The 26,913-nt window shown below is 64.5% G+C and carries 22 protein-coding genes and 1 tRNA gene; 8 read left to right on the top strand and 15 right to left on the bottom strand.

Features of this window, described 5'->3' with window-relative positions; all coding sequences use genetic code 11:
• The first annotated feature begins 39 nt into the window (after window positions 1-39).
• Window positions 40-948, top strand: coding sequence for a TIGR01777 family oxidoreductase (locus tag A5892_RS19315; protein ID WP_064124168.1), 909 nt, complete (start codon window positions 40-42; stop codon window positions 946-948).
• Here A5892_RS19315 and rapA read toward each other — a convergent pair.
• Both rapA and A5892_RS19305 read right to left on the bottom strand, forming a co-directional pair.
• Window positions 945-3,896, bottom strand: coding sequence for an RNA polymerase-associated protein RapA (rapA, locus tag A5892_RS19310; RefSeq protein ID WP_064124167.1), 2,952 nt, complete (start codon window positions 3,894-3,896; stop codon window positions 945-947). The two genes, A5892_RS19315 and rapA, sit on opposite strands and share 4 nt — an antisense overlap.
• A gap of 129 nt (window positions 3,897-4,025) precedes the next feature.
• Window positions 4,026-4,937 (bottom strand): TlpA family protein disulfide reductase, encoded by a 912-nt coding sequence (locus A5892_RS19305; protein ID WP_064124166.1) that lies wholly within the window; start codon window positions 4,935-4,937, stop codon window positions 4,026-4,028.
• A gap of 2 nt (window positions 4,938-4,939) precedes the next feature.
• On the opposite strand from A5892_RS19305, the gene A5892_RS19300 reads away from it, so the two are divergent.
• From A5892_RS19300 to A5892_RS19290, 3 genes are all read left to right on the top strand, one after another.
• Complete coding sequence (locus A5892_RS19300) at window positions 4,940-6,427, top strand: phospholipase D family protein (protein ID WP_064124165.1); 1,488 nt, start codon at window positions 4,940-4,942, stop codon at window positions 6,425-6,427.
• Between the two features lie 138 nt (window positions 6,428-6,565).
• Window positions 6,566-7,630, top strand: a complete 1,065-nt coding sequence (locus tag A5892_RS19295; RefSeq protein WP_064124164.1) for an HAD family hydrolase — start codon at window positions 6,566-6,568, stop codon at window positions 7,628-7,630.
• An 86-nt stretch (window positions 7,631-7,716) separates the two neighbouring features.
• The gene (locus tag A5892_RS19290; protein ID WP_064124163.1) at window positions 7,717-8,922 is read left to right on the top strand and encodes a pyridoxal phosphate-dependent aminotransferase; all 1,206 of its coding nucleotides are present in this window, start codon (window positions 7,717-7,719) and stop codon (window positions 8,920-8,922) included.
• Between the two features lie 139 nt (window positions 8,923-9,061).
• Here A5892_RS19290 and A5892_RS19285 read toward each other — a convergent pair whose 3' ends face one another.
• Together A5892_RS19285 and A5892_RS19280 are read right to left on the bottom strand one after the other, a co-directional pair.
• Entirely contained in the window at window positions 9,062-10,510 is a 1,449-nt protein-coding gene (locus tag A5892_RS19285; protein ID WP_064124162.1) for a pyridoxal phosphate-dependent decarboxylase family protein, read from the bottom strand.
• Between the two features lie 308 nt (window positions 10,511-10,818).
• The gene (locus A5892_RS19280) at window positions 10,819-11,070 is read right to left on the bottom strand and encodes a hypothetical protein (protein WP_064124161.1); all 252 of its coding nucleotides are present in this window, start codon (window positions 11,068-11,070) and stop codon (window positions 10,819-10,821) included.
• A 124-nt stretch (window positions 11,071-11,194) separates the two neighbouring features.
• On the opposite strand from A5892_RS19280, the gene A5892_RS19275 reads away from it, so the two are divergent.
• Together A5892_RS19275 and purU are read left to right on the top strand one after the other, a co-directional pair.
• Entirely contained in the window at window positions 11,195-11,602 is a 408-nt protein-coding gene (locus A5892_RS19275) for a hypothetical protein (protein WP_064124160.1), read from the top strand.
• A gap of 32 nt (window positions 11,603-11,634) precedes the next feature.
• On the top strand, window positions 11,635-12,483 hold the full coding sequence (purU, locus tag A5892_RS19270) for a formyltetrahydrofolate deformylase (protein ID WP_064124159.1): 849 nt from the start codon (window positions 11,635-11,637) through the stop codon (window positions 12,481-12,483).
• Between the two features lie 80 nt (window positions 12,484-12,563).
• Here purU and A5892_RS19265 read toward each other — a convergent pair whose 3' ends face one another.
• From A5892_RS19265 to A5892_RS19230, 8 genes are all read right to left on the bottom strand, one after another.
• Window positions 12,564-13,346 (bottom strand): DeoR/GlpR family DNA-binding transcription regulator, encoded by a 783-nt coding sequence (locus tag A5892_RS19265; RefSeq protein WP_064124158.1) that lies wholly within the window; start codon window positions 13,344-13,346, stop codon window positions 12,564-12,566.
• A 99-nt stretch (window positions 13,347-13,445) separates the two neighbouring features.
• Window positions 13,446-14,387: a choline/ethanolamine kinase family protein gene (locus A5892_RS19260; protein ID WP_064124638.1), complete on the bottom strand. Its 942-nt coding sequence runs from the start codon at window positions 14,385-14,387 to the stop codon at window positions 13,446-13,448.
• Between the two features lie 19 nt (window positions 14,388-14,406).
• Entirely contained in the window at window positions 14,407-15,342 is a 936-nt protein-coding gene (locus A5892_RS19255) for a phosphotransferase family protein (RefSeq protein WP_064124157.1), read from the bottom strand.
• Window positions 15,342-16,625 carry a Zn-dependent hydrolase gene (locus A5892_RS19250; protein ID WP_064124156.1) on the bottom strand — a complete coding sequence of 428 codons (1,284 nt, stop codon included), beginning with the start codon at window positions 16,623-16,625 and terminating at the stop codon, window positions 15,342-15,344. Before A5892_RS19250 ends, A5892_RS19255 begins: the two co-directional genes overlap by 1 nt.
• A gap of 29 nt (window positions 16,626-16,654) precedes the next feature.
• Entirely contained in the window at window positions 16,655-18,487 is a 1,833-nt protein-coding gene (locus A5892_RS19245; protein WP_064124155.1) for an ABC transporter ATP-binding protein, read from the bottom strand.
• Entirely contained in the window at window positions 18,484-19,392 is a 909-nt protein-coding gene (locus tag A5892_RS19240) for an ABC transporter permease (RefSeq protein WP_064124154.1), read from the bottom strand. Before A5892_RS19240 ends, A5892_RS19245 begins: the two co-directional genes overlap by 4 nt.
• Window positions 19,392-20,372, bottom strand: a complete 981-nt coding sequence (locus tag A5892_RS19235) for an ABC transporter permease (RefSeq protein ID WP_064124153.1) — start codon at window positions 20,370-20,372, stop codon at window positions 19,392-19,394. Before A5892_RS19235 ends, A5892_RS19240 begins: the two co-directional genes overlap by 1 nt.
• 60 nt (window positions 20,373-20,432) lie before the next feature.
• Window positions 20,433-22,013 (bottom strand): ABC transporter substrate-binding protein, encoded by a 1,581-nt coding sequence (locus tag A5892_RS19230; protein ID WP_064124152.1) that lies wholly within the window; start codon window positions 22,011-22,013, stop codon window positions 20,433-20,435.
• A 514-nt stretch (window positions 22,014-22,527) separates the two neighbouring features.
• Between A5892_RS19230 and hisN the strand changes: the two genes are divergently transcribed.
• Window positions 22,528-23,289: a histidinol-phosphatase gene (hisN, locus tag A5892_RS19225; RefSeq protein WP_223302743.1), complete on the top strand. Its 762-nt coding sequence runs from the start codon at window positions 22,528-22,530 to the stop codon at window positions 23,287-23,289.
• Window positions 23,290-23,549: 260 nt separating this feature from the next.
• Here the strand turns inward: hisN and A5892_RS19220 are convergent, their stop codons facing one another.
• The 3 genes from A5892_RS19220 to ispB form a co-directional block, all read right to left on the bottom strand.
• On the bottom strand, window positions 23,550-24,473 hold the full coding sequence (locus A5892_RS19220; RefSeq protein ID WP_064124150.1) for an alpha/beta hydrolase: 924 nt from the start codon (window positions 24,471-24,473) through the stop codon (window positions 23,550-23,552).
• Window positions 24,474-25,062: 589 nt separating this feature from the next.
• A tRNA-Pro gene (locus A5892_RS19215) sits at window positions 25,063-25,139 on the bottom strand.
• Window positions 25,140-25,233: 94 nt separating this feature from the next.
• Window positions 25,234-26,208 (bottom strand): octaprenyl diphosphate synthase, encoded by a 975-nt coding sequence (ispB, locus tag A5892_RS19210; RefSeq protein WP_064124149.1) that lies wholly within the window; start codon window positions 26,206-26,208, stop codon window positions 25,234-25,236.
• 369 nt (window positions 26,209-26,577) lie between these two features.
• Between ispB and rplU the strand changes: the two genes are divergently transcribed.
• Window positions 26,578-26,886: a 50S ribosomal protein L21 gene (rplU, locus tag A5892_RS19205; RefSeq protein WP_027349351.1), complete on the top strand. Its 309-nt coding sequence runs from the start codon at window positions 26,578-26,580 to the stop codon at window positions 26,884-26,886.
• Window positions 26,887-26,913 lie beyond the last annotated feature (27 nt).

Genomic DNA, 26,913 nt, shown 5'->3' with positions numbered 1-26,913 from the left:
GGTAGAGCGGCGTGATGTCGCGCGATGAGGAATGCTCGTATGTACGTGGTCTTGAGTGGTGCCACCGGCTTCGTCGGTCGGGCGCTATGCCATCGACTGAAGGCCGCCGGCCACCGGCTGGGCGTGGTCTCTCGCGACCCCCGCGGCGCGGCCAAGCGGATCGGCATCGAGGTGGATGCGCATGACAGCGCGGTTGGCTTTTCCGGTGAGCCGGTGGCTGCGGTCATCAATCTGGCGGGCGCGCCGATCTTCGGCGGGCGTTGGAGCGAGTCACGCAAGCGCACGCTGATCGACAGCAGGGTCGCGGCCACCGCTGACCTGGTAGCGCTGTGCCGGCGCCTCGATTCTCCGCCTGCGGTGATGATTTCCGCCTCGGCGATGGGCTACTACGGTGATCAAGGCGAGCGCGAGGTCGACGAGGCGACGCCTGCTCACGATGAGTTCGCCCATCGCCTCTGCGCCCTCTGGGAGCAGGCGGCGAAGCCGGTCGAGTCGCTTGGTATGCGCCTGGTGATCGCGCGTTTCGGGCTGGTGCTGGATCCAGAGGGTGGGATGCTGCGCTCGATGCTGCCGGCGGTGCGCTTTGGCGCCGGCGCTAGGCTCGGTGATGGCTGCCAGTTCATGCCGTGGATAGCACGCAGCGACTTGGTCGAGGCGCTGGTGTGGCTGCTCGAGGACCGCGCCCAGGCGGGGGTGTTCAACCTGAGCGCGCCGCGCCCGCTGCGCAACGCCGAGTTCATGGCGGCACTGGGGCGGGCGCTGCACCGACCGGTGCCGTGGCGGATCCCGGCGCGGCTGCTCGAGCTCGGCCTCGGTGAGATGTCGCGCATGCTGCTCACCGGTGCCGACATGCGCCCGCGCCGGCTGCTCGAGGCGGGATTCGAATTCTCTCATCCCGAACTCGACGGCGCGCTCGCGGCAATGCTCGGGCGGGAGCGCTCGCGCTAGTCTTCGGCTCCGACAGTGACGATGACCCTCACCGCATCGAGACGCAGGCGGGTGTCATTGATCGCGGCACTCAGCGTGCCGCGCTCCGCGACCAGCGCATCGATCTCTTCGTCGCGCACTGCGGGATTGCGGCCCGCCAGTGCGCGCAGCCGGGCGATCTCGCGGTCCAGGCCCGCAGCCAATCTCTGCTGCCCATCTTCGATCAGCGTCGGCAGGGTGCGCTCTGCCTCGACCTCGGCGCGTTCGAGCAAATCGCGTAGCTGGGGCAGGCACTGCTTGATCAGGTCCCGCGCCATCGTGCGCTTGACCTTGCGCAGGTTCTTGGCGAGCCCGCCGAAGGAGACCTTGTCAGTGAGGTTCTGGCCCTGGTCGTCGAGCAGCACCCGCACCGTGGTCGGCGGCAGGAAGCGTCCCGCCTGATAGCGGCGCGGTGCCGGGGTATGGGTGACGAAGACCATCTCGGCCATCAGCCGGCCGCCGGGAATCGCGGGGTGCTTGAGCAGCGCCAGGGCGGTGTTGCCGAGCGTGCCCTCGAGCGCGCGGCCGAGCATTTCGCGCACCAGCGGATGCTCCCAGCTGAGCCGCTGGACATCGTCGCGGGACAGCGCCTGCGCGCGCGAAAGGGTCGCGGTGAAGCCTTCCTCGCCCTTGGCGAGCCCCGGCAGGCCGTCGAGCATGTGCGGTCCGGCGACCAGATGGAGCAAGCCATCGCCCAGATCGCTGGTCTCGACACCGAAGACATCGAACGCTTGCTCCAGGTAGCTTGGCAGCTTCGCGTCTTCGTCGAGTTCGATGATCGCGCGCTTGAGCTCCTCGACCCGACCGCGCTCGGCGATGCTCTTGGCCAGCAGCCTATAGCGCCCCGCCGCGCGTTCGGCCAGCCGCTCGCGGCGGCGCTCGGCGGTACGCTCGACCAGGCCATCGAGCTTGTCGGCGTCGAGCAGCGCTTCGTCGAGCTCTTGGTTGAACGCTTCGAACAGCTCTCCGCCGAGCCCATTGGGAGCGCCGAAGGCTTCCACTCCGTCGCGATACCAATGCATCAGCGCACCGTCGGGGGCACCCTCGAAGCAAGCCACGTGCAGCTCGATCGGGAAGCGCTGGCCGATCCGGTCGAGCCGGCCGATGCGCTGCTCGAGCAGATCCGGGTGGGGAGGCAGGTCGAACAGCACCAGATGGTGGCAGAACTGGAAGTTGCGCCCTTCGGAGCCGATCTCGGAGCAGATCAGCAGCGGGCTGCCATCCTCTGCGTCGGCGAAGTCGGCCGCGGCGCGATCACGCTCGACCAGCGAGGTGCCTTCATGGAACACCGGCACGTGCTGGCCGCTGAGGACCTGCAGCGCGGTGGCGAGATCCCGTGCGGTCTCGTTGGAATGGCAGATCACCAGCGCCTTCTGGCCCGGGTGGGTCTTCACCCATTGGCGCAGCCACTCGACCCTGGGGTCGAGGCGCCACCAGGGATCGGCCTCCTCGCCGGCGAGCGCGGTGTAGGTCAGCTCGGGGTAGATCAACGCATCGGGATAGGCGAGCTCATGCTCGACCATCAGGGTGTCGAGGTACTCCTCGTCACGCTCGAGCCGGCGCAGCACCCGCCGGTAGGGCATCGGCGGCTCGAGCATAGAGACCGAGAGCCTGCGCTCGGGAAAGCCTTCGATCTCGCGACGACTGTTGTGAAACATCACCCGGCCGATGCCGTGGCGGTCGAGCAGCAGCTGGCGCAGCGCGCGATGCGCGGTGTCGCGCGCGTCGCCGGCCGCGGCCGTCACCAGGGTATCGAGCTGGGCACGGGCATCCTGGTCGTCGCCCACGGTGGTGGCCAATTCGCTGACCAGCGCAGCATCGATCGTGCCATCGGTATCGAGCGCCTCACCCAGCCGCTCGAGCTGGTCGGCGAGCCGGGCGAAACCCTGCTCCTCGGCGCGGAAGCGCTCGAGGTCATGGTAGCGCTCGGGATCGAGCAGGCGCAGGCGCTCGAAGTGGCGCTCGATGCCCATCTGCTCGGGGGTCGCGGTAAGCAGCAGCAGGCCGCAGTCGCCGCCGGCGAGGCGCTCGACGCAGGCATAGCCGCTCTCTTCGTCGCTGGCGTCGAGATGATGGGCCTCGTCGACGATCAGCAGGTCCCAGCCCGCCTCCTCGGCCTCGCGCTGGCGCCGCGGGTTAGCGAACAGCCATTGCTGGCTGGCGATCACCCACTGGCTGCTTTCGAACGGATTGGCATCGCGCTCGAGCGCTTCGCTCTGGTGCTCGTCGAGCAGGGTGAAGGCGAGATCGAAGCGGCGCAGCAGCTCGACCAGCCACTGGTGGCAGAGGCTGGCCGGCACCAGCACCAGCACCCGGGAGATTCGTTCGTTGAGCAGCAGCCGATGGAGAATCAGCCCTGCTTCGATGGTCTTGCCCAGCCCGACCTCGTCGGCAAGCAGTACCCGAGGGCGGTGGCGCGAGCTGACTTCGTCGGCGATCGCCAGCTGGTGCGACACCAGGTCGATGCGCGGGCCACAGAAGCCGTGGGCTGCGTGGCGCTGCAACCGCTGGATGTGCTGCAGACTGCGATAGCGCAGGTTGAACCAGTCGTTGCGGTCGACCTGGCCGGTGAGCAGCCGGTCCCGCGCCTGGTGGAACTGCATCTTGTCGTTGAGCCGCGCTTCGGGCAGCTCGATCAGCGCAGCGCTGGCGGTGGATTCGCCATCTGGCTGGCAGATGTAGGTCAAAAGCCCGTCGATCTCCTTGGTGTCGACCACCCGCAGGCGCTCTCCAAGATCGGATTCGACGCGATCGCCGCTCGAGAACGCGACACGGGTGAGCGGTGCCTGCCGCACACTGTAGGTACGCGTTTCTTCGCGTGCGTTGAACAGCACCATGACGGTGCGGAAGTCGCACTTGAGGATGGTGCCCAGCCCTAGTTCGGCCTCGCCGTCGCTGATCCAGCGCTGGCCGGGAATGAATTCGCTCATAGCAGTCGCAAGTCTGGCCTTAGTTGAATCGAGAGCTCAAATCGGGTCGAAGAGTCGTCGCTGCGGTCGGCGCGCCGACATCAATCAGGGGGCGCGTATTCTAGCGGCTTGTCAGCGACGCTTCACGCGCTAATGCATCGCACCTTCCGGCAGACGCGTACGCCAGCGTCTCCATTCACGCGAGCCGAAGGCGCCGAGGTGCCATTCCAGCACCCGGCCGTCGCGGTCGAGCAGGATGGTGAGCGGAAGCCCCTGGGTGCCGGCGGCGGCTTGGAGCCGCTGGCCGGGATCGCGCAATGCGCCGTCGCGATGAGCACCGAGGGCGCGAAGGTTGGCGAGCAGGCTTTCACCCTGGTTGACCAGCAGCGTCTCGGCTGCGGCGGCCGGGATCGGCTCTGCGGACAGTAGAGCGAGCTGAGCGAGGCATGGTGCGCAGTCGCTGCGCCATAGCACCAGCAGCAGCGGCCTGGCAGGGTGCGGTGAGCCAGGAGGCGGCGAGGCGTGGCGCAAAGTGCCGTCGAGCCGTTCGAGCGCTGGCAGCGCCAGCTGGTCAGGCAATCGAGGTGCCAGCGGGGCGCTGTACTCGAGCAGATGCCACGTCGCCAGCGCGAGCGCCAGGGCGAGAAGCTCCCGGGCCTTGTGCCGTCGCGTGGCGCGCTGGTGCAGGCTCGAGGGCACTAGCACGGCAAGCGCCGCGAGCACTGCCAGCCAGTCTCCGAGTTCGTCGTCGAGCGCCGGTATCAGCGCTCGTATGACCAGCCCGAATGCGACGGCCAGCGCCGCACGACCGAGCAGGCGCGGGCGTTCCGCGCGCCCGGCACCGAGGGCGAGCAGTACCAGTACGGCGAGCGCGGCGTGCAGCGGTGCAAGCGGCAGCACCAAAGAGCCTAGCGAGAATGCGTTGATCGAGGCCTCCTGCGCCTTTAGTGGGCGGGGCGGGATACGCGGGTTATCCTGCGGGCGCTGAGTACTGTCTGGTGTCATCGGCGGTGCGAAGGCCATTTTCAGTCGCCAGGCGTTGCCGGCATCGACCAGGAGCAAGCATGGGTTCGATCGATCAGCGCGAGAGCGAAGCCGAGTGGGCAAGGTCGCTTGCCGATGGGCGAGGCGGTCACAGCGGCTTCCAGCTGCTGATTCATGGTATCGAGGCGCATGCACGACGGGCGCTGCTTGCCGAGCGGGCGTGTCACAGCCTGGACGTGCAGACCTACATCTTCGAGGATGGCCACAGCACCCGGCGGCTGCTGCGCCAACTGATCCAGGCTGCGCAGCGCGGAGTCAAAGTCCGGCTGCTGCTCGATGATTTGAGCGTAGGTCACCAGCAGTACCGCCTCGCCAAGCTCGATAGCCATCCCAACATCGAAGTGCGGCTGTTCAATCCCATTCCCTCCGGGCGCCGCTTCACCCTCACCCGGCTCGCGAGCCTGGTGCTCAATGTCCGCCGACTGCATCGGCGGATGCATAACAAGCTGTGGTTGGCCGATCGCAGCCTGGCGATCTTCGGCGGTCGCAATCTTGGCGATGACTACTTCAGCTCCGATTCCCGCCACTTGTTCATCGATATCGATGCGCTGGCCGTCGGTGGCGAGACGCCCGAGCGATTGGGCCAGAGCTTCGATGCCTACTGGAGCCATTCGCTGGCGGTGCCGCTTCGGAAGTTCGCGCGTGCGCGCGATGGGCAGGCTTGGCGGGCGCTGGATGACGAGCTGGAGAGGATTTGCGCCGAGCCTTCGCGGACAGGCAAGGAGTACGACGAAGCGCTCGATGAACTGCGCCGGGATGACCGCGACGAACTCGCCGGGCGGCTCGAGTGGGCCGCTGCGCGAGTACTGTGGGACGACCCAGAGGTGGCCGCGATGCGCGGCCTGCCGCCTCGCGAATTGCGGATGAGCGGCAAGGTGGTCGAAGAGCTCGATCGGGTCGAGCATAGCCTGGAGGTGGTCTCTGGCTACCTGATTCCCCATGATCTCGACGGCATCGACCTGTTCGCCCTGCTCGCGCGCGGGGTGAAGGTGGTGGCGATCACTAACGCATTGGAAGCCACCGACGTGCCGCTGGTGCACGGCGGTTACGCACCCTGGCGCAAGCCGCTGCTGGCGGCGGGGGCGAAACTCTATGAAATTCGCTACCAGCCGCTGACCAGGTCACGGATGCGTGCCCGGCTGCGCGCGCGGACCAGGCTCAAGCTCTCCCGGCCGCGTTCCAATTCGCTGCATGCCAAGACCTTCGCGTTCGATCATGACCGGCTGATGATCGCCTCGTTCAATCTCGACCCTCGATCGGTGTGGTGGAACTGCGAGCTCGGAGTCGTGATAGAGAGCGTCGAGCTCAATCGCGAGCTGCGTGGAATCAACGCGTTCGGTGCGCTGCCCGAGCACAGCTATGCGGTACACATCGACCAGGGGCGGCTGACCTGGATATCCGATGATGGCAGTGGCCGGCTGCGTCGATATCACAGCGAGCGAGGCAATCCGTGGCGGCGTTTCCAGGCCTGGGTCGCGAGGGTATTGAGGTTGGAACGGTTGCTTTGAGCCGCTGCGCCGCCTCTTTTTTGATTGCCCATTCAATAAAATTTACGGCGATGTTAGGGTTTTGGCGCCGACGCCGCGTTGGCGCTGGCAAATCCAACCATAACCAAATCCAACGATAACTATGCCGAGAGGATCGTCATGACACGCACTATCTCGTCTTTGATGTTCGGCGCGCTGTGCGTCACTGCCACGCATCTCGCCTTCGCCGAGACCAAGCTCGAGCACTGGCCGCCCGAAGCGGCCGCCAGGATCGATGCGATGATCGAACAGAACCGCGGTCGCGAGCATGCCTACGCGGTGTTCGATATGGACAACACCAGCTACCAGTTCGATATCACCGAGTCGCTGCTGCCTTATCTCGAGAACAAAGGCGTACTGACCCGCGAAAACCTCGATCCGGCGCTCAAGCTGATTCCGTTCAAGGACGCAGAGGGGCAGCCCGAGAGCCTGTTCAGCTACTACTACCGGCTGTGCGAGATCGATGATCTGGTCTGCTACCCGTGGATCGCCCAGTCGTTCGCGGGACTGAGCCTCGAGGAGCTCAAGCGCAACGTCGATGAGATGCTGGCCGAGGGCAAGCCGGTGCCGACCCACTACTACGATGGCGACGACTACGTCGAATACCAGGTCGAGCCGCCGCGACTCTTCGCCGGCATGCAGGAGCTCTACAATCGCCTGCAGGAGAACGGCATCGAGGTCTACGTCGTCACCGCCGCCAACGAAGAGATAGTGCGGATGGTGGCCTCCGATCCTCGCTATGGCTACAACGTGCCGCCCGAGCACGTGATCGGCGTCAATACGCTGCTCAAGGACCCCGAGAGCGGTGAGCTGACCACCTCGCGGTTCGCGATCAGAGACGGCGTGTACGACCAGGCGGCGAGCCAGCGGATGGTGCTGACCAGCTATCTGGTCAATCCGATGACCTGGTTCGAAGGTAAGCTCGGCACCATCTATGGCTGGATCGATCAATGGAACAAGCCGGTGCTGGTCGCCGGGGACACCTCCGGTTCGGACGGCTACATGCTGCTCAACGGCACCGACATCGAGCAGGGCGGTGTGAGGGTCTGGGTCACGCGCAGCGCCAGCCATACCGAACGGATGCGTGAATGGCGCAGCCGCTCCGCCGAGCAGCAGCGCGCGGCAGGAGCGCAGCCGAGTGCCGATCTCAACTGGATCGAGGTGGCCCCCGAGGAGCTGCACTGAGCGAGGTACGACTTTGGTCTAGGTTCTTGGCGTGCTACAAAGAGAAGCCTTTTGATTCTCAACAATAACACGCCAAGGATGTCTTCATGACTGACACTGGTTCCCGCCGCCATTTCCTTCGTTCTTCTTTGGGAGCTTCCGCCCTCGCCGTCGCCGGCAGCGCTCTGCCGCTGCTCGGTGGCTGCGCCAGCGCACAGCCAACATCCTCGATACTCGCCCCGGCTCCAGGTGCGCGCTTTGCCCGCAAGGGCACTTTCATCAACTACAACGAGTATCCGCTCGGTCCTTGCGAGTCCGCCCGCGAGGCTCTGGTCGAGATCATTGGGCACACCGGTTTCTACCGCTTCGACTTGATCCAGCACTTCCACGACTCGCTGGCCGCACACCTCGGCGTCGATGCTGAGCAGGTGATCCTCTACCCCGGCTCTGGATGGGCGCTGGAACTCGCACCTCGGGTATTCACTTCGGCTGAGCGCTCACTGGTGGTCGCAGACCCGAGTTATGAAGCCTGCGAACAGGTTGCCAAGCGTATGGGTACCCCCGTCCACCGGGTTCCCCTGCTCGCCAATGGCGCGCACGATCTGACTGCGATGTGCGCCTTCCCCGATGCCGGACTGATCTACGTCTGCAACCCTAACAACCCGACTGGCACCATCACACCGCGCGAGGCGATCGTGAGCGCGCTGGCCAATAAACCTGCCGGTGCCATCCTGCTGGTCGATGAGGCCTACATCCACTTCTCCGAAGAGCAGTCGGTGATCGATCTGGTCGCATCGCACCCTGATCTGATCGTGCTGCATACCTTCGCCAAGCTCTACGGTATGGCGGGGCTTCGCTGCGGATTCGCGGTGGGGCAGGGCGAAGCGTTGGCCAAGCTGCGGGAAATGGGGTCCGATGCCATTTCGGTCACCGCTGCGGTAGCGGCGCAGGCGAGCATCGAGGATGAAATGATCGTGGCCGAACGGCGCGCTTATAACTCAGGGGTGCGTAACGATGTGATCCGCTGGCTCCAGGCTCGGGGAATCGAGTGCACGGTGTCTCATACGAACTGTTTCATGATGGATGTCGGTCGACCAGGCAAGGACGTGGCCGCGGCGATGGCGAGCCATGGCGTCCATGTCGGGCGCAGCTGGCCGAGCTGGCCCAACTGGGTGCGCGTGTCGGTGGGGACTCGTGAAGATATGGAGGCATTCAAGACTGCTTTCGCCGCAGTGCAGGAACAAGGGCCGCTTGCCGCAGCCGTTGCCTGCGCGCCGGAACTACGGCTGTGCACCGCTGCTGCATTGGCCTGATGTCTATTCGATAGCCACGGTGTTTTGCGCCAGCGTCGATCGCGTCGAAGCCTTTTTGGCTCGACGCGATGCTGAGAAGTCGCGCCCTCGCCGAGCAGCGCTTCATCGCTGCTCGGCGGCTGCGCCAGCGCCTTGAAACTCAGGCGCCGGCTTGGTTGGTTTGGAATGTCGAGGCGACGTCCGCGGATACCGACTGCATCAGCGACCACAGCGACTTCACGTCTTCATCGGTCGTTTCCGGTGCGCCGATGGATACCCTGACCATCCACTTTCCACCTGCGGTCGCGGGTGTGACGAAGGCCTCGCCGGATTTGTTGACCGCGCTCGCCCACGCCCGGGTGAATTCATCGAGCGCCTCCCCTGGGATGCCCGGCGGTTCGAACCGGACGCAGACGGTCTGGAGCACCACCGGCGCCACGACATGCCAATGCGGTGTGCGCGAAACTTCCTCGGACAGCTCCGCTGCCAGTTTCAAATCGCGTCGCAGGCGCGCCTGCAAGCCGTCGACACCCTGTTCACGAATGACGAACCACAGCTTCAAGGCCCGGAAACGCCGGCCGAGAGGGATGCCTGTGTCGCGGAGGTTACGAACCACGCCGTCGGTTTCCGACTGGAGATATGTCGGATTGGTCGACATGACCCGCAGCAGATGCGGCTCGTCTCGGACGAAGAAAAGAGAGCAGTCGAAGGGTACACCCAGCCATTTGTGGGCATTGATCACGACGCTGTCGGCGCCCTCGATGCCGTTCCACATCCATCGGTATTCCGGGAGGATCATCGCACTGCCGGCCATCGCCGCATCCACGTGCAGCCAGATGCCGTGCTTTTGCGCAATCGCGGCGATCTCGTCGACCGGATCGACGGAGGTCGTCGCCGTGCCCCCCACGGCGGCAACGATGGCGCACGGTTTGAGGCCAGCGGCCAGGTCGGCTGCGATGGCCTGCTCGAGCGCGTCGGCGCGCATCGCAAAGGCCTCGTCGACATCGATCAGGCGGACGTTTTCACGGCCGAAACCGCAGAGCAGAGCCGCCTTCATCACAGAGGAGTGCGCGCTCACCGAGGTGTAGACGACCAGGCGCTGGCCGCCGTCCTGCAGGCCCGCCCGTGCCAAGGAGTAGTCCGTCGAGCGCTCGCGCGCGGTCAGTAGCGCCACCAGTGTGCTCGACGAGGCGGTATCGTTGATTACGCCGAACCACTGCGGCGAAAGGCCCACCATCTGGCGGAACCAGTCGACGACGACCTCTTCGACTTCCGTAACCGCGGGCGAGGACTGCCAGGACAGGCCGAGGACGCCGAGGCCGCTGCTCATCAGGTCTCCGAGAATGCCCGCACGCAGGGAGTTCGACGGGAAGAATCCAAAGAATCGTGGATGCTGCCAGTGGGAGAGGTGGGGCAGCACGACCTTGTCCATGTCACCGAGGATCGCTTCGAATGACTCGCCCTGCAGTGGCGGCGAGTCCGGCAGGAGTGCCTTTACGCTGCCCGGTTCCGAAGCGGCCTGGACAGGCAGACTCCTTATTTGCGCGTGATAATCGGCCAGCCAGTCGATCACGGCATGGCCGTGCCTGCGGAATTCTTCAGTATCCACGTTCCACTCCAAACGTTTGTTGGGCCTCGGCAGGCGCAAGCCGGAAGACCTGCTTTGGCAACGAGATTCGTCAGGCCGATGCGCAGCCATGACCGATCCGAATGAAGAGGCCGGTAGCGGCTCCGCTGCGCAGTCAGGCTCTCTGCGGATGATCGACGTATCCGGCCGCATCACCACTGTATCAGACGCTCGTCGAGGTCCGGCTTGGTCGGGTAGGGAAATCTGAACGCGATTGCGCTGGCCACATCGGACTCGGACGCGGTCTGCGCGCGGACTCTATCCACTCTGGCGTGCGCTGAAGACGTGATCTAGGAGCCGCTATCGCGGCCGACGTCCTGCGCTCGCTCATGGGTGAGATCAGGTTGACGCCGTTGGACGGCTAGGCCGGGCTGGCTGGAATCCTTACGCTTTCTGCGCAAGAACAATACCCCGCGGCGGATGCTGTGGGGGCGCAAGTAGAGAGGGTCGCGGGGGCGTGCATTGACCAGCATCGACCAGATCCAGGCGCTGACACCGGTGAGCGAAATCACCACGAGAGCACTGAGCATCGAATCGAACATATCAAAGGCCTCCGTATCGAACGTAGGCTGGAGTTTCGCCTGGATCGCGGCCCGAGCCTTGGGTAGGGGCTGGCTGGCACCCTCGCCGAGCTCGAGTACGCCTCCAGTGTAGCGACGCTATCCGATGCTGGAAGTACCTTGCGACCAAAGAGAAGTTCGCAGCGCAGAGCGGCGCAGAAAAGTTCGACGGGATGTTTCGAGCGACATCCGCCGCGCGATTGAGGTTTTCCCCGTCTCCACTGGCAGCCCCTTACCGAGCTCGCTGATCGGGCATATACTGCTCGACCCATCGAGGACTGCCAGCCAGCCCTCAACCATCCAGCCCTTCCTGCACAGCGTGGATTGCCCGGTGATGAAAGACTCGAACTCTGCCGAAAGAGCGCATGACGATGCCACTGGTCCCGCTTCTGCGAAGGAACGCAGGCCAAGTCGCGTTTCTCCGTTCAAGGATGTGCGTCTGTTGATCGTTGGGGTCGCGATGGTGGTGATCGTTTTGTTTTTCGTCTTTGCCGTGGCCAGTCTGTTCGAATAGCCACGAATCGAATTCCGGAGATATTCCCGCCGATGAAAACCCTCGTTCTCACTCTCTCCTGCGCGGACCGCATGGGTATCGTTGCCGCCGTCGGCAGCGCGATCGCAGCGCAAGGCGGCAACATCGTCGAAAGCGGACAGTACGTCGACCGCGAGAATGGGCGCTTTTTCATGCGGGTATGCTGCGAGGTCGAAGAGAGCGGTTCGCTCGAGGCATTCCGCAAGGGCTTCTCGCCGGTCGGTGCCGAGTACTCGATGAGATGGGAGGTGCATGACGCCGCGGTCAAGCCGCGGGTGATGATCATGGTCTCCCAGCAAGGTCATTGTCTCAACGACCTGCTCTATCGCCATGGCACCGGGCAGTTGCCGATGGAGCTGACCTCGATCCTCTCCAACCACGACACCTTCAGGCGTCGTGCCGAGCACGAGGGTGTGCCCTTTCATCATCTGCCCGTGACCGCCGCCAGCAAGGCGGAGCAGGAGGCGAAACTGCTGGAGCTGATACGCGAGCAGCGTGTCGACCTGGTGATCCTCGCCCGCTACATGCAGATCCTCTCCGATGATCTATCGAAAGCGCTTTCCGGACGGGTGATCAACATCCATCACTCCTTCCTGCCCAGCTTCAAGGGCGCGCGTCCCTATCATCAGGCGCACAAGCGTGGGGTGAAGCTGATCGGGGCTACCGCGCACTACGTCACCGCCGCCCTCGACGAAGGGCCGATCATCGAGCAGGACGTGCAGCGCGTCGATCATTCGATGACCGCCGAAGACATGGCCGCGATCGGCCGCGATACAGAGTGCCAGGTGCTGGCCCGAGCGGTGCGATTGCACCTCGAGCACCGGGTCCTGCTGAACGACGATCGCACCGTAGTGTTCCACTGAGATCGAGCCGCACCGCCAGGGCGTGGCCCTCGATCGTGCCTCGCTTGCCCCGCAACGAACGGGCGCGAGCCTGCAAAGGGCTAGCTGCCAGGGTGGAGTATCCGCCCTCGCTCGGCGAGGGCGTCGAGCAGCGCCGGGTCGTCGATGGGGCGATCACTGACCAGCAGATCGATCCGCGAGGCTCTGCAGTAGGACAGTCGGCTGGCTCGCCCGATCTTGCTGTGATCGGCAAGCAGTGCGATACGCGAGGCGCACGCGGCCATGGCGGCGGCGATCTCCGCCTCGTCGTGATCGTAGCTGGTGGCGCCGTGCGCGGCATCGATGCCGACCGGTGAAAGCAGCGCCAGATCGGCACGATAGCGGTGGATCTCACCGATGGTCTTGGCACCGAAGGTTGCCTGCAGGGCGGAGTTGACGTCTCCGCCGAGCAGAATCACCCGGTTGCTGGAAATGGTGTGTGCCTCTCGTGGGGCGGGTGAGAGCTTCAGCGCCACGGCAATCGAGTTGGTCACCACGACCAGCCCCTCCAGCGTACTGAGCTCCTCGGCCAAGAGGGTCGTCGTGGTGCCTGCGTCGATGAACAGGGTCTGTCCGCTTGATATCTCATTGCGGGTGAGTTTTGCGATCGTGCGTTTTTCTTCGATCCGGGTTTTTGCACGCACATCGATCGGCGGCTCTTGGGGCCTGGTCGTCATCGCGCCGCCGTGGATGCGCCTGAGTTCACCGCGGCGTTCGAGATAGAGCAGATCCCGCCTGACGGTTTCGCGTGATACGCCCAGTTCCGACGCCAATCGTTCGGTGGAGAGGCGTTGAAAAGTGTCGAGCAGCGTGCAGATGCGTTGATAGCGTTCCTGATGCCACATCCGGTCAAATCCCTTTACTCATCGCCAACGCGGAATATCCGTGCCCCGGCTGGGGCGCAATGTCGTGCCGCGGGGGATCCATGATTTGGTATCCGCAACTCATACCTTGGATAGATGGGTCTTCCAGGCGGGGTCGCCAACGATGGCGCGAAAGCGCATCAGCTTCCATGCGCCGTACTTGAAGTAATCGAACTCGAGCTGCGAGACCATCATCTGCACCATCGACCAGGCCGCCCACTTGATGTCGGCCAGCGCCTTGTGGATCGTGACGCGCGCAACGAGCTGGTCGGTGACATGGCCGAAATAGGCCTCGATCAGGGCGCGCTCGACCTCGGGAGGAAAGAACATCTCGCCGAACCAGATCCCGAGATCGTAGCAGCGGTCGTTCATCGACGCATACTCGTAGTCGATCAGCATGATCGAACCATCCGTTCCAACCATGAAATTACCCGGCATCGGATCGTTGAAGCAGGGCACCAGGTCCAGTCCCGAGGCTTCCAGCGCGCTGCGCGCCAATCGATAGTTCAGCGCGATCCATTCGGCGTCGGGCGGCTGAGGCGCGCCCAGTGTCCTGACCTGCTCCTCGTGCTCATCGATCATGTCGAAAACGGTCTTGGTCAGCACCAGCGACGGCAGGGCGTGAAATCTTCGATAGGCATCGATCGCGGCCAACCGGGCATCGCTGTCGGCGAAGACACTGTGGGTGCTGGCACGGTGGGTGGGCATGAAATCGTTGATCTCGATCCCCTCCGCGGCCAGATCGTCATGCACGGCCGGGCCGATGCCCGCCGCGGCGGCCTTGCGCGATGCATCCAGCGCGGCGACCCGATCGATGAACATTTCGGTTCCCTTGCCGGGCAGCTTGACGAAGTAGTCCCCCGTTCCATCGCTGCAGGTCACACGCCAGTTCGAATTGCTTATCCCACCCGACACTGGTCGATAGGTGATATCTCCGCAGCGGCGAAACAGTGGCGCCTTGCGGATCGCCGCTTCTATCTCACGTTCGGCGACCGTCATCGCCTCTCCGAGCTTCCTGATCATCATCGTTATCCCCCGTCGCTCAAAGCCCGCGCAACTTTTCCTCGAACTGCGGATGGTTCAGCGCCAGTCGCGCGCGCATTAGGCGCCATTCGCCGTACTTCATGAACTCGATCTGCTCTCGCGCAGTCGTCCGAGCCGCCACCAATCCCCACAGCGCGCACATCACGTCATCGACGATGGCGTACAGTCGCGCGCGGTTGAAGGCTTTAGAATCCTCTCGCCCCAGGTAGATGCCGAAGGCCATGCGCATCTCGGATTCGAAGTAGTGCGCCTCGTTCAGCACCACACCGACGTCATAGAGCGGGTCGTTCATCCCTGCTCTGTCGAAGTCCAGCAACATCACGTCGCCACCATCCGAGATCATCAGGTTGGATGCATTGCCCTCGTTGCGGCAGGGGGCCAGTGGGCTTGCGCTGGTGGCTTGCTCGATCGCCTCGACCATCCTGAGAATCCACCAGAAGTCGTCCGGCATCGGCAGGTTCAATGCGCCTGCGCGTTCACTGAGCTCGTCGATCCGGGCGAATGGGTCGAAGCGCGCCGCCATTGGCGGGGCCGCATGCAGGCAGGCAAGCCTAGCGAGGGTCTGGTTCAGGATCTCGGGTGTTTGCAGGCGATCGAGCGTCGCGGTATGCCAGCCCGCCTCCAACCGTTCGAACAGCACCGCGCCGAGCGCTGCATCGGCCCAGACCACCCGTGGACCGATCCCCAGCTCGGAGGCCAAGCGTGCTCCGGCGATCGCCGCGTCGAGATCGTAGAAGCTGCGCATTTCCGCATGCATGATCTTCAGGAACAGCGGCTGGTGGGTGGAGGGGTGCTCGAGGTGATAGGTGAGGCTGTCGACGGCTCGGCAGGTCGGCGAGGCCACCGACTCCGGGCCTGGTTGGACCACTGCCCCGGCCAGTCCCGCTGCCTCGAGCACCAGGTTCGGATCCACCTCGCTGGCATGGTCCGCCATTACGCGTCCTCCCTGGCTCGGTCCAGGTCGCCGTCGGCGCGGAACAGCCGCCACAGCATGTGAACCAGCACGTCCCCCCCTGCGGCGAGATCCTCCGCGCAAGTGTATTCCTGCGGGTTGTGGCAGATACCGTCCTTGCTGGGTACAGCGATGACGATCGCCGGACAGCGGCGCAGCACCGGGATGGCGTCATGTCCACCGATGGTGTCCAACTGCATGCGCGGCAGCGTCAGGGCGTCCGCGGCGGCCTCGGTCATCTCCACCAGGCGCGCGTCGAAGCGCCCGGCCGGCCGGCGGTCGATGGAGACGATCCGCCCCGCTACGCCGGCGCGCTTCATGCAGCCGGGCAGGGCGGATTCGAGCGCCTTCTCAGCCCACGTAAGCGTCGCCATCTCAGGGGCGCGCAGCTCGGCGAACAGAATCGCCTGCCCGGGGACGATGTTCGGCGAGTTCGGCGAGATTTCAAGGCGCGCCACCGATGTATGCAGGGTGTCGGGCGCCTGGTCCACCAACTCGCGGATCGCGCTGATCAGGTAGGCGGCCCCCAGTACGGCATCCTTGCGCTGTGCCATCGCGGTGGGGCCGGTGTGCGCCTGTTCGCCGGTGACTTCGATACGGACCTTCAGTGCTCCCCAGTAGCGCACGAAGGGCGCGATGACCTTGTGCTCGCGCTCCAGATGGGGGCCGCACTCGACATGGACTTCGAGATAGGCATTGGGGACCGGCGCGGAAGCGGAGCCGGCATAGCCGGTACGCTGGAGCTCGTCGCCGACGCGGTGGCCGTCGCCGTCGCGCCGATCGAGGGCGAAGTCGAGCGTCAGCTCGCCGGCGAAAACGCTGCTGCCCAGCAGGCTGGGCTGAAAGCGCGCGCCTTCCTCGTTCATCCAGTCCGCGATGGCGAAGTTGCAGCCCGGCGTGATGCCCCGCGCGCGGGCGGCTTCGCGGACGGCCTCGATGCCCGCCAGTGCCGCCATCACGCCATAGGCTCCGTCGAAACGCCCCCCCTTGGGCTGGCTGTCGAGATGGGAGCCGACCATGATCATTGGCGCATCGGGGCCGGCCAGCTCGAGCACACCGAACAGGTTACCGATCGCATCGACCCGCACCTCATAGCCTCGGCTGCGCATCTGCGCGGCGAACCAGTCACGTGCCTGTGCATGGGCATCGGTCAGCGCGGGACGGTCGACCCCGCCGTCACCGGTCGAGCCGAATGTCGAGACCGTGGCCATCAGCTCGTCGAGCGACTTGCTGTCGATGCGAGGGATGCGCTGAGTGTCGGGCATGGATGCTCTCCTTAGGGCTACTGGCCTGGCTAGCGAAGCAGCTCGGCTGTCATCGCTCGCTGGGAAGATGGCTGGTGAAGGAAACAGGCGGACAGTGCGCCGTCCCCGGAACTGCTCAGCCGCGGGCTCTCCAGCCGGCAGCGATCGAACGCGTGCGGACAACGGTTGGCGAAGGAGCAGCCGGGCGGCAGCTCGATCGGACTGGGCGGCTCGCCCTCCAGCAGGCACTCTTCAGGGCGGTAGCGACGCTGCTCAAGCGTCGGGGCGGCCGACAGCAGCGCGCGGGAATAGGGGTGGGCGGGATCGAAGAACAACTTGCGGTTCGGGGCCACTTCCACGGTCTCGCCGAGGTACATGACCGCGATCCGCGAACACACCCGGCGGACCATCGCCAGGTCGTGCGAGATGAAGATGTAGGTGAATCCATGCTGCGCCTGCAGCCGCTCGAACAGGTTGAGCATCTTGCCCTGCTCGGTCTGATCCAGCGCCGACAGGGTCTCGTCCATGATCAGCAGGCGCGGCTCCAGGATCATCGCGCGCGCGACGTTCACGCGCTGGCGCTGTCCGGCGCTCAGCCCCGTCGGCAGTTCATGGTACAGGCTTGGGGACAGGCCGACTTCGTTCATCACCTCGGCAGCGCGTGCGCGGCGCTCGCGTGCGGTACCGATCCGATGGATCTTCAGCGGTTCCTCCAGAATCGCGCCGATGGTCGACTGCGGAGGCAGCGAGCCATAGGGATCCTGCAGCACCAGCTGGAACCTGCGCCGCAGCCGGCGCAGTTCGGCCGACGAGCTGGTCGAGACGTTGGTTCCTTCGAACAGCACTTCACCGCTGTCGGGCTGCTCGAGCCCGGTCAGCAGGCGCATCAGCGAGGACTTTCCGCAGCCGCTCTCGCCGACGACGCCGAAGTTGTCTCCAGCGTAGACGTCGAAATCCACTTGGCGCACGGCCTGGACCTGTACTTTTCCCAGGCCGCCCGGCTTTCGCACCGAATAGCTGCGACTGACGCCGCGCACCGACATGATCGGCTGGCGGGTGTCGCCATGCATGGGGGGCGTCGTGGTCTCGTCCCACAGTCGGGGCAGTTCTGCGATCAGACCCTGGGTATAAGCATGTCGCGGCTGGTGGATCAGCGCGGTGGGCGGTTGCTGTTCGACCACCTGGCCTTCATGCAGGACCATGACCCTGTCCGAGGCGTCGCAGGCGACCGGCAGCGACGAGCAGACGAACAGCACGCCGGTGTCGAATTCATTCGCCAGCTCCCGCAGCAGCTTGAGTATCTGCGCGGCAATGGTCACATCCAGCGGCTGGGTGATGTTGTCGGCGATCAGCAGCGCGGGGTCCGAGATCAGCGCATCGACGATCATCGCCCGCTGCATCATCCCGCCGCTGTACTGGAACGGATACTCGTGGAACCGCTGGCGCGCCGCCGGGATACGCACCGCCGAGAGCAGCTCGATCGCGCGCTTGCGCGCATCGGTCACCGAGATGCCGGGGCGCACCGCGCGCAGCTTCTCGACGATCTGTGCGCCGACCGTCATCGTTGGGTCAAGCGCGCCGGCGGGATTGCCGCCGACATAGGCGATTTCGCGCCCGGACAGGCGTTTCGCCAAGCCGGGGTCGGCAACCAGGTCGCGGCCCTGGAACAGGATTCGCCCCGCCGATACTCCAAGCGGTGGCGACAGCCAGCTGGCCAGCGTCCGCGCAAGCACGGTCTTGCCCGAGCCGCTTTCGCCGATCACCCCGACGATCTGGCGCGTGGCGATCTCAAACGAGATGTCGCGCAGGATCGCCGTTCTGCCCGCCGAGGTGTTCAGATCGACGCAAAGATTCTGCACGCTGAGCAGCGAATCCCCAGTCATCGCTGGCCTCCGTAGACGCTGTTGCGGGCGCGCTCCAGCGCGGCGCCCATCAGGTTGATGCTGCCCAGCGTCAGGAACAGGAAGACACCGGGCATCGTAGCGATCCACCATGCGTTCAACAGGTACTGGCGACCTTCGGCGATGATGTTGCCGAAGGTAGGCGTGGGCGGCTGAACCCCGAGTCCAAGGAATCCCAGCACGCTCTCGAAGATCATCATCCGTGCGATGTCGAGCACGGCGACGAAGGCGATCGGTGGCAGCACCAAGGGCAGCAGCAGCGACAGCATGATGCGCGCGTCCGAGGCGCCCAGCACTCGTGCGCCGCGCACGTACTCCTTGCTGCGCTCGGCCATCACGGTCGAGCGCATCACGCGGGCATAGACCGGCCAGCCGGAGAGTCCCAGCACCAGGATGATCGCCGGGATGGTGGGGCGTGCGACGCCGAGGATGGTAATGGCGAGAATGATCATCGGGATCGATAGCTGAGCATCCGTCAGCCGCATCAGCAGCATGTCGATCTTGCCGCCGTAGTAGCCGGCGACCATCCCTACCGCGCAGCCGATCACCAGCATCAGCACCACGGTCGTCACCCCGATCAGCAGCGAGTAGCGCAGCCCCACCAAGGAGCGTGACAGCATGTCCCGCCCCAGCTGGTCGGTGCCCAGGGGGTGTGTCCAGCTGAAGCCTTCGGCGAGCAGTACCGGTGGGGTAAAGCGTGCCCGGACGTTCATCGCGGTCGGGTCGATGCCTCTCAGCTCGGGGTAAAGCAGTGCCGCCAGGAGCAGCAGGGTGAAGACGCAAAACCCGATCCGGAACTCGACCGAGGCCCAGGCCAAGTGCCAGATACGCGAGGTGAGGGTGCGGACCGGGGTCGCGGGGGGCTGGGGGATCTCGATCTCGGACATCAGTATTCCAGCCTCGGGTCGATGGCGGTCGTCGCGAGATCGACCGCGATGTTGATCAGCACGAAGGCGGCGCTAGTGACGATGGCGATACCCTGGATCAGCGGGAAATCCCGCTGCAGGACCGCGTTGATGGTCAGTAGGCCGAGACCTGGGTAGTCGAAGATGAACTCGACGACCAGCACGCCGCCGAGCAGCATCGAGAACTGCACCCCCAGCAGGTTCAAAAGCGGCACCGAGGCGTTTTTCAGCGCGTGGCGGACGATGATCTGGACGCGCGACAGGCCGCGAATCCTGGCGATGTCGATGAAGCTCTGGCGCATGATCTGGGCGACTGACACCGTCAGCGTACGAATGATGAACGGGGCCATCTCGACCGCCAGCACGATCGCCGGCAGTACGGTGTAGGCAAAGCCGCGATAGCCGATTGCCGGCAGCCAGCCCAGTTTCACCGACAGCAGCAGCGCCAGTACGATGCCCAGCCAGAAGTTCGGCAGGCTGACGAACACCGACCCCAGATAGAGCGCCATCCTGTCCGGCCAGCGCCCAGGGTGAAGCCCGCCCGCTACGCCGACCGGCACCGCGACGATCAATGCGAAGACCATGGCCAGCAGCGCCAGCTGGAGGGTCTTCGGCGCCGCCTCGGCGATCAGGTCCAGCACCCGGGCCCGCTCGGAGCGGGTCATATCGTCGAAGCTGGCGCCGCCCACCGCCGCGCCGCTGGCCGGCCGCATGAAGGATTGGCCCAGGTCGCCCTGGGCGACGCTTGCGATGTAGCGGCCGAACTGCACCGGGATCGGATCGCGCAGTCCCATTTCGGTTGCGATCTGCTCGATCAGCGTCTCGGGCGCCATGCCGCCGGCCATCAGCCGCACCGGGTCCCCCGGTACCACACGCAGCAGGGTGAAAATGACGAAGGCCACCAGCAGAACGATCAAGGTGCCCTGTGCCAGCCTCTTCGCTAGAAAGACCATGATGAACATGGCTCCATCCTCCAGCCAGTGAGCGGGGCGGCGCGCAGCGGTGCGCGCCGCGCTTGCAGGTCAGGTGGAGAAGACCGCCTTCGATGCGTCGGTCAGGCCGTCGGGGTAGATGAACAGGCCGTCCATCTCCGCGCGCATGCCGTGGATCATCACCGACGTGAACAGCGAAAGCGCTGGTGCCTTGTCCGCCAGCATCGGCAGCAGGTCGGTCTGCAGCAGCTCGCGCCGCTCCTCGAGGGTCGCGGCGTTGCGTTCGCGGTCCAGGGCCGCATCGATCTCGGCGTCCTCGATGCCGCAGATGCGCTTCGAGGAGGAGTGGAAATGGGTACGCAGCACCAGGTCGGGCTCGGGCGAGCCGGTCGACCAGCCGCAGTCGATCATATGGCCTGGGCCTCCACCGGGGCGGTCGTACAGGCGCTCGTTCCAGGCGGCGACCTCCATCACGTTCAGCGTCACCGGAAAGCCCTGCTCGCGCAGCAGCATGGTGATGATCTCGCCGTAGTCACGGGTCTTGGGATAGAAACCGGTCGAGGTGATGTACTCCAGCTCGGGAAGGCCCTCGCCGTTTGGATAGCCCGCCTCGGCCAGCAGGCGCTGGCACTCCTCTGGATCGTATTCGGGGTAGTTGGCCAGGTCCGAGTAGCCGAACTTGATCGGCGAAATGAAATTCGACGACGGCTCGCCCGCGATACCCAGTATCTCGTCGATCACCGTGCGGTCGATCGCGTGGCAGGCCGCGCGGCGCACGCGCCAATCGTCGAAGGGCGGCTTCGAGCAGCGAAACCAGAGGTACTTGTTCTCCACCGAGACCAGCCGCGACAGCTTGATGTCGTCCCGGCCTTCCAGGGTCGCGAACTGCTCCGGTTCCAGGCGTTCGATGATGTCGGCCTGACCGTTCATCAACGACAGCATGCGCGTGGTCGCGTCGCCGACGAAGGAGAACGTCACGCCCTGCACGGTCGGATGCCCTTTGTAGTAGTCAGGGAACGCCTCCATCACCGTGCTGTTGCCTCGCTGCTCGACGAACCGGAACGGGCCGGTGCCGTTCAGCCGCTGGCTGAGCGGGCCGCGCGGCCCTCCGGCGATGTCGGTGGCCGACATGATCGGCAAGTAGGCCGCGAGGAAGATGAACAGGTGGGCGCCATAGCCGCCCTTGGAGGTATCGACGATCACCGTGTAGTCGTCCGGCGTGGTCACCTCGAACGTCTCGTTCGAGCCTGGATACCACTGCGCCGGTCGGTCGGGCTGCGAGCCGTATTCGAAGGTCGCCTTCACGTCCTCGGCGCCAAACGGCTTGCCGTCGTGGAAGGTGATGCCCTCGCGCAGCCGGATCTCGAGCCGGTGTGGATCGAGCTGCTCGATCGAGGTCGCCAGCTCCATCACCATCTCACCTGGGTCCTCGGGGCGCATCGGTGCGCGGGCCAGATAGCCCATGACGAACCCCTGGATCGTGGTCTGGGACAGCGTGGTGTGAGCGGTCGGATCCCAGTTGCCGGTGATGTTCTCGGCCGAGAGAAAGGTGATCGGACGATCGCTCTGTGCACGGGCCGAGGTGAAGAAGAAATCGGGATCGATCCTGGCGATGGCCAAGGTACCGCAGGCCAGCGCTGAGGCACTGAGGAAATTCCGGCGACTGATCATGAAACCCTCCTAATGTTTTTATCGGTGTTATTGGTCTAGGGACGGCTCTTGAGACGGCTTACGGCACTATGTGGCTGGCGGTGGGCTAGCGGCTGAGCTCCGGCCTCGGGGCTTTGGCGCTGGTACCGATGGGGTCAGGGCCTATCGGTGGCGCGGCGTCGTGCAGGAGCGGCGTGAAAGCGCATGTCGGCATCGGGGTGTCACCCTTGGGGCTTTTTGTTATTGACCACGGTGCTGCTGGTGCTGCTGCGATCGGGCGATGAGGCGAAATTTTGCGGTCTGCGCCTGCGTGTCGATCCTGGCGAAGGGGGTCTTGGCGTTGTTGTTGTTTTGTGGAATATGTGCTTTTTTATGGATATGTCTATTGAAATCACACCAACGGATAGGACGCAACGTTTTTTTACCGCCATCGACTCCTCGTCCATCGCCTCGTCGGTGCCGAAGGTCACTTCATCGAGATCGCCCGACCATGCCCAGCCCCGCCGACACGTCCAGCTCCGATCACGACGCTTCGATGCGTTTCGCCCAGGCCCTCGCCGATGCCGCGTCACCCCTGACCCTGGGGCGCTTCCGGCAGTCGTTCGAGGTCGATACCAAGCGCGACGAGAGCCCGGTCACCATCGCTGATCGCGAGACCGAAGCCGAGCTGCGAGCGATGATCGCGCGGCGCTATCCCGACCACGGCATCCTCGGCGAGGAACATGGGCGTGAAAGGCTCGATGCCGAGTACGTTTGGGTGATCGATCCGATCGACGGCACCCGCAGCTTCATCAGCGGCTGGCCGCTTTGGGGAACGCTGATCGCCTTGCTGCGCGACGGCCGCCCGCTTTTGGGAGTGATCGATGCGCCTGCGGTCGGCGAGAGGTGGAGCGCTCAGGTGGGGGAGCCGACCCGACTGAACGGGGAGCCTTGTCGTGTCAGCGGATGCGAGACGCTTACCGAGGCACGGTTCTATACCACTTCACCGTTCTACTTCGCCGCCGATGAGCGCAAAGGCCTCGACCAGGTGATGGAGCAGGCCGCGCTGGTACGCTTCGGCGGCGACTGCTATGGCTACGGATTGCTCGCCTCGGGCCACATCGACCTGATCATCGAAACCGGGCTCGAGCCATACGACTATCTGGCCCTGGTCACGATAGTCGAGGGCGCCGGTGGCGTGATCAGCGACTGGCGAGGACGGCCGCTCGGCCTCGACTCATGCGGCCAAGTGATCGCCGCAGCCTCGACCGAGCTGCATCGCCAAGCGCTGGCGATGATCGCCGCAGCGGCCCGCTGAGCGACGTTCGCGGCTGAGCCAGCCTTCCCATCGCCGGTCTTTCTACGGTGTCGGCGCATTCGCTATGCGTTTGCCGATTGGCTCGACAAGCGCACGGGAAGTCTCTTCCATGCTGATGTGGGAGGTTGGCAGGTGGGCCAAAAGTGTCCAATAGCTTCGGACAGCCCAATAGGGGATGCTAACAACTGCCTGGCCGAGTTCTGCATAGGCTTCGTGGTGTTAGAAGCCGTTGCGGTGTCAGACATATCTAGCTCCTCGCTTCAGGCGCGAAGGTGTTTCGAGTAGAACGGCACTAAATGGTCGATCGCCGGGTTCACGTACTCGGGCTTGTAATACATGTCATAGTGGCCGGCACCTTCCACCACCAAGAAGTCTTTCTCGGCGGCAGGGGACAATTCGAACAGCCTCTCTCCAGTCTCATACTGGCCAGTGTTGCCGCGACGCCCGCCGACGATGACCTGTAGCGGCTGAATCAGCAATTCGGGGACGAGGTTGAAGGCGTCGAAGCTGAGCAGTTGCGCGTAGCTCGAGAAGAGTAGCCGGTTGGTGGAGTTCGGGTGGCGATGGCGCGACTCGCGGTAGAACTTGATGGCTTCGAACAACTCCGGGTCCTCGATTCCTGCTGCTTCGGCCTCCTTCTGGCTGTCCGGAATCCATGGATCGCGCCGCAGCTCACCGCCTCGCGCCTCCGCAGTGCGTTGCCTGCCAATGTCCTCGAGCTTTTTGAGGAGGTCTTCTTTGGGCTGCATCTGACGGAATGCACGGCCGATATCGCTGGCGACGACCGTCCCGACAGCCTGGAAGCGGTGCTCGGTAAGCGCTGCGTTGATCGCATAGCCGCCGCCGGCGCAGATGCCGAGAAGGCCGACGCGTTCCTCGCCCACGAAGGGCAGCGTCATCAGATAATCGACCGCGCAGCGGATGTCCTCGACCCGGGCGGCGGGGTCCTCCAGATCGCGCGGTTCACCGCCGCTTTCGCCTTGGTAGGAAGGGTCGAAAGTCAGTGCCACGAAGCCGTGTTCCGCCAGCTTCTGAGCATAAATACCGCCAATCTGCTCCTTCACGCTACTGCCGGGCGTGGCGAGCACGAGCGCGGCGTAGGAGCCACCCTGGTCGAAGCCAGGCGGCAGATGCAGATTACCCTGAAGCTTGATATCGCGATTCTTGAAGGTAATGGGTCTCATGGGCTCAGTCCTTTCGTTTTCGGCGTTACTACTCGACGCAAGTACAGGCGACGTCGCCGCGATGACGGTCGCCCCCGCCACGATGAGATGTGTCTCTGCGGGACTGCATAATCCGGTCAGCGCTAGTCATAGGCGTTGCTGGTCATACCGTGCGACTTTGCGGGATTTGGGCAACAGCTGGTCAAATGGCCGATAGGCGAAGGCCGGCGGAGTTTCAGATCACCACGGAACTACGCCCATTGTGGCATGCGTGAGCGTCTCTGTCGGCGCTTCGGGGCCGAGCAGCGCGACGCGTAGGGCCTTGGCGGCATACTCTTCGAGATGTTGACGATGCGCGAGTGCGACGTGTCACGCAGGATTGGCAGCATGGCCTGGTAGACGGCCAGTACGCCGAATACGTTGGCGTCCCAGGGCGCGGATGTCATCGAGGGGAGACGCGACCGGCATTCGTAAGCTCATCGGCGGTTTGCGGGCGATCTCTGGCCGTGCGAAGAACGAGGGCGCGCGGAGCGGATGCCGCTGGCGTCATCTGCAACGAAAAACCGCCACCCGGAATGATCCGAAGATGGCGGTTTTGGCGGGATCTTTTTGGTCGGAGTGATAGGATTTGAACCTACGACCCCTGCCTCCCGAAGACAGTGCTCTACCAAGCTGAGCTACACTCCGACATGTTGCCCGCTGCTAGCGGCGTTCGCCCCAAGCATCGAGAACGGGGCGCATTATAAGTCTTTGCCGTTCTTTTGCAAGCGATCGTTGCCGTTCAGGCGCTGCGCTCGACCGCTTGCCGTGCCAGCAGGGCGAGACTTTCGCGGAATTCGCTCGGCGGCAGGCAGTCGAGGTTGGCCAGTGCCTGGTCGCGCATTTCGAGTGCGCGATCGCGGGTGTAGTCGAGCGAGCCGGTACGCTGGACGATATCGAGCACGGCGTCGAGGTGCTCGAGGCCGCCTTGCTCGATCGCTCGGCGGATCAATGCCGCTTCCTCCGCGGTGCCGGTCTTCATCGCCTGGATCAGCGGCAGGGTCGGCTTGCCTTCGGCAAGATCGTCGCCGACGTTCTTGCCCATCGTGCCGGCGTCGCCGAGATAGTCGAGCAGGTCGTCGACCAGTTGGAAGGCGAGCCCGAGGTGGCGGCCATAGAGCCGCAGCGCCTCGATCTGCTCGCTACTGCCATCGGTGAGCATCGCGCCGGTATGCGATGCCGCCTCGAACAGCATCGCGGTCTTGCCCTGGATGGTCTTGAAGTAGTCCGCCTCGTCGATGTCGGCGTTGCCGATGTTGGTCAGCTGGAGCACTTCGCCTTCGGCGATCGTCGAGGTCGCCTTGGACAGAATCGCCATGATCTCCATCGAGCCGACGTCGACCATCATCTGGAACGAGCGGGAATAGAGGAAGTCGCCGACCAGTACCGAGGGCGCGTTGCCCCACTCCTCGTTGGCGGTCGGCTTGCCGCGACGTAGCCGGGATTCGTCGACCACATCGTCATGGAGCAGGGTGGAGGTGTGCATGAACTCGATCAGCGCGGCCAGCAGTACGTGCTTGTCTCCGCGGTAGCCGAGTGCGCGCGCGGCGAGCAGCACCAGCAGTGGGCGAACCCGCTTGCCGCCGCTTTCCACGATGTAGTGGCCGATCGTCTCGACCAAGGGGATATCGGAGGCGAGACGTCGATGAATGGTGCTATCGACTTCGGCGAAGTCTTTGGCTACTGGAGCGTGAGTCGGGGAGGCGCTGAATGACATGGCTGGCTCTGTCGCTGTGATGCGCTCGCCGCCGCTCTATCCGTCACAACCGAGAGTGTCGGTGCCGGCGTCGGACGAGACGACCGTCTTGGGAGTTGTAAAGGCGATGCCGTGATTCGAACTTCACGGGCACGCTTCGCCGCCATCGGCAGCCTTGCGATGCCCTGGGGCTGCACCGTCGCGGTATGCTAGGCGGGGCGCGCTAAGGCGTCAAGGCAGCTGACCTTGGCACTTGAGTGATGGGGGCTTCATGGTTATAATGCGCGGCCCCAAACTCGTCGTGCTCCCTGTTAGATGGTGCCAAAAGGGGCGCCACTCGACGCAGGTCGACCAAGTAGCGATCCAGATGAGTCGTTCGGAGAAACCCCCATGTATGCAGTAATCAAGAGCGGTGGCAAGCAGTACCGCGTCAAGGAAGGCCAGCGCATCAAGCTCGAGAAGCTCGAGATCGCCACCGGCGAGAGCTTCGATTTCGACCAGGTGCTGCTGATCGGCGGTGACGAAGTCAAGGTCGGCGCTCCGCTGGTCGACGGTGCCAAGGTGACTGCCGAGGTGGTTTCGCACGGCCGCGGCGACAAGGTGACCATCATCAAGTTCCGCCGTCGCAAGCACCACATGAAGCGTCAGGGCCACCGCCAGTGGTTCACTGAAGTCAAGATCACCGGAATCAGCGCGTAAGCGATCGATTCCCCGAGAAGCGAGGTA

The organism is Halotalea alkalilenta, from assembly GCF_001648175.1.
GTDB lineage: Bacteria > Pseudomonadota > Gammaproteobacteria > Pseudomonadales > Halomonadaceae > Halotalea > Halotalea alkalilenta_A.
This window is presented reverse-complemented; position numbering and strand designations above follow the sequence as displayed.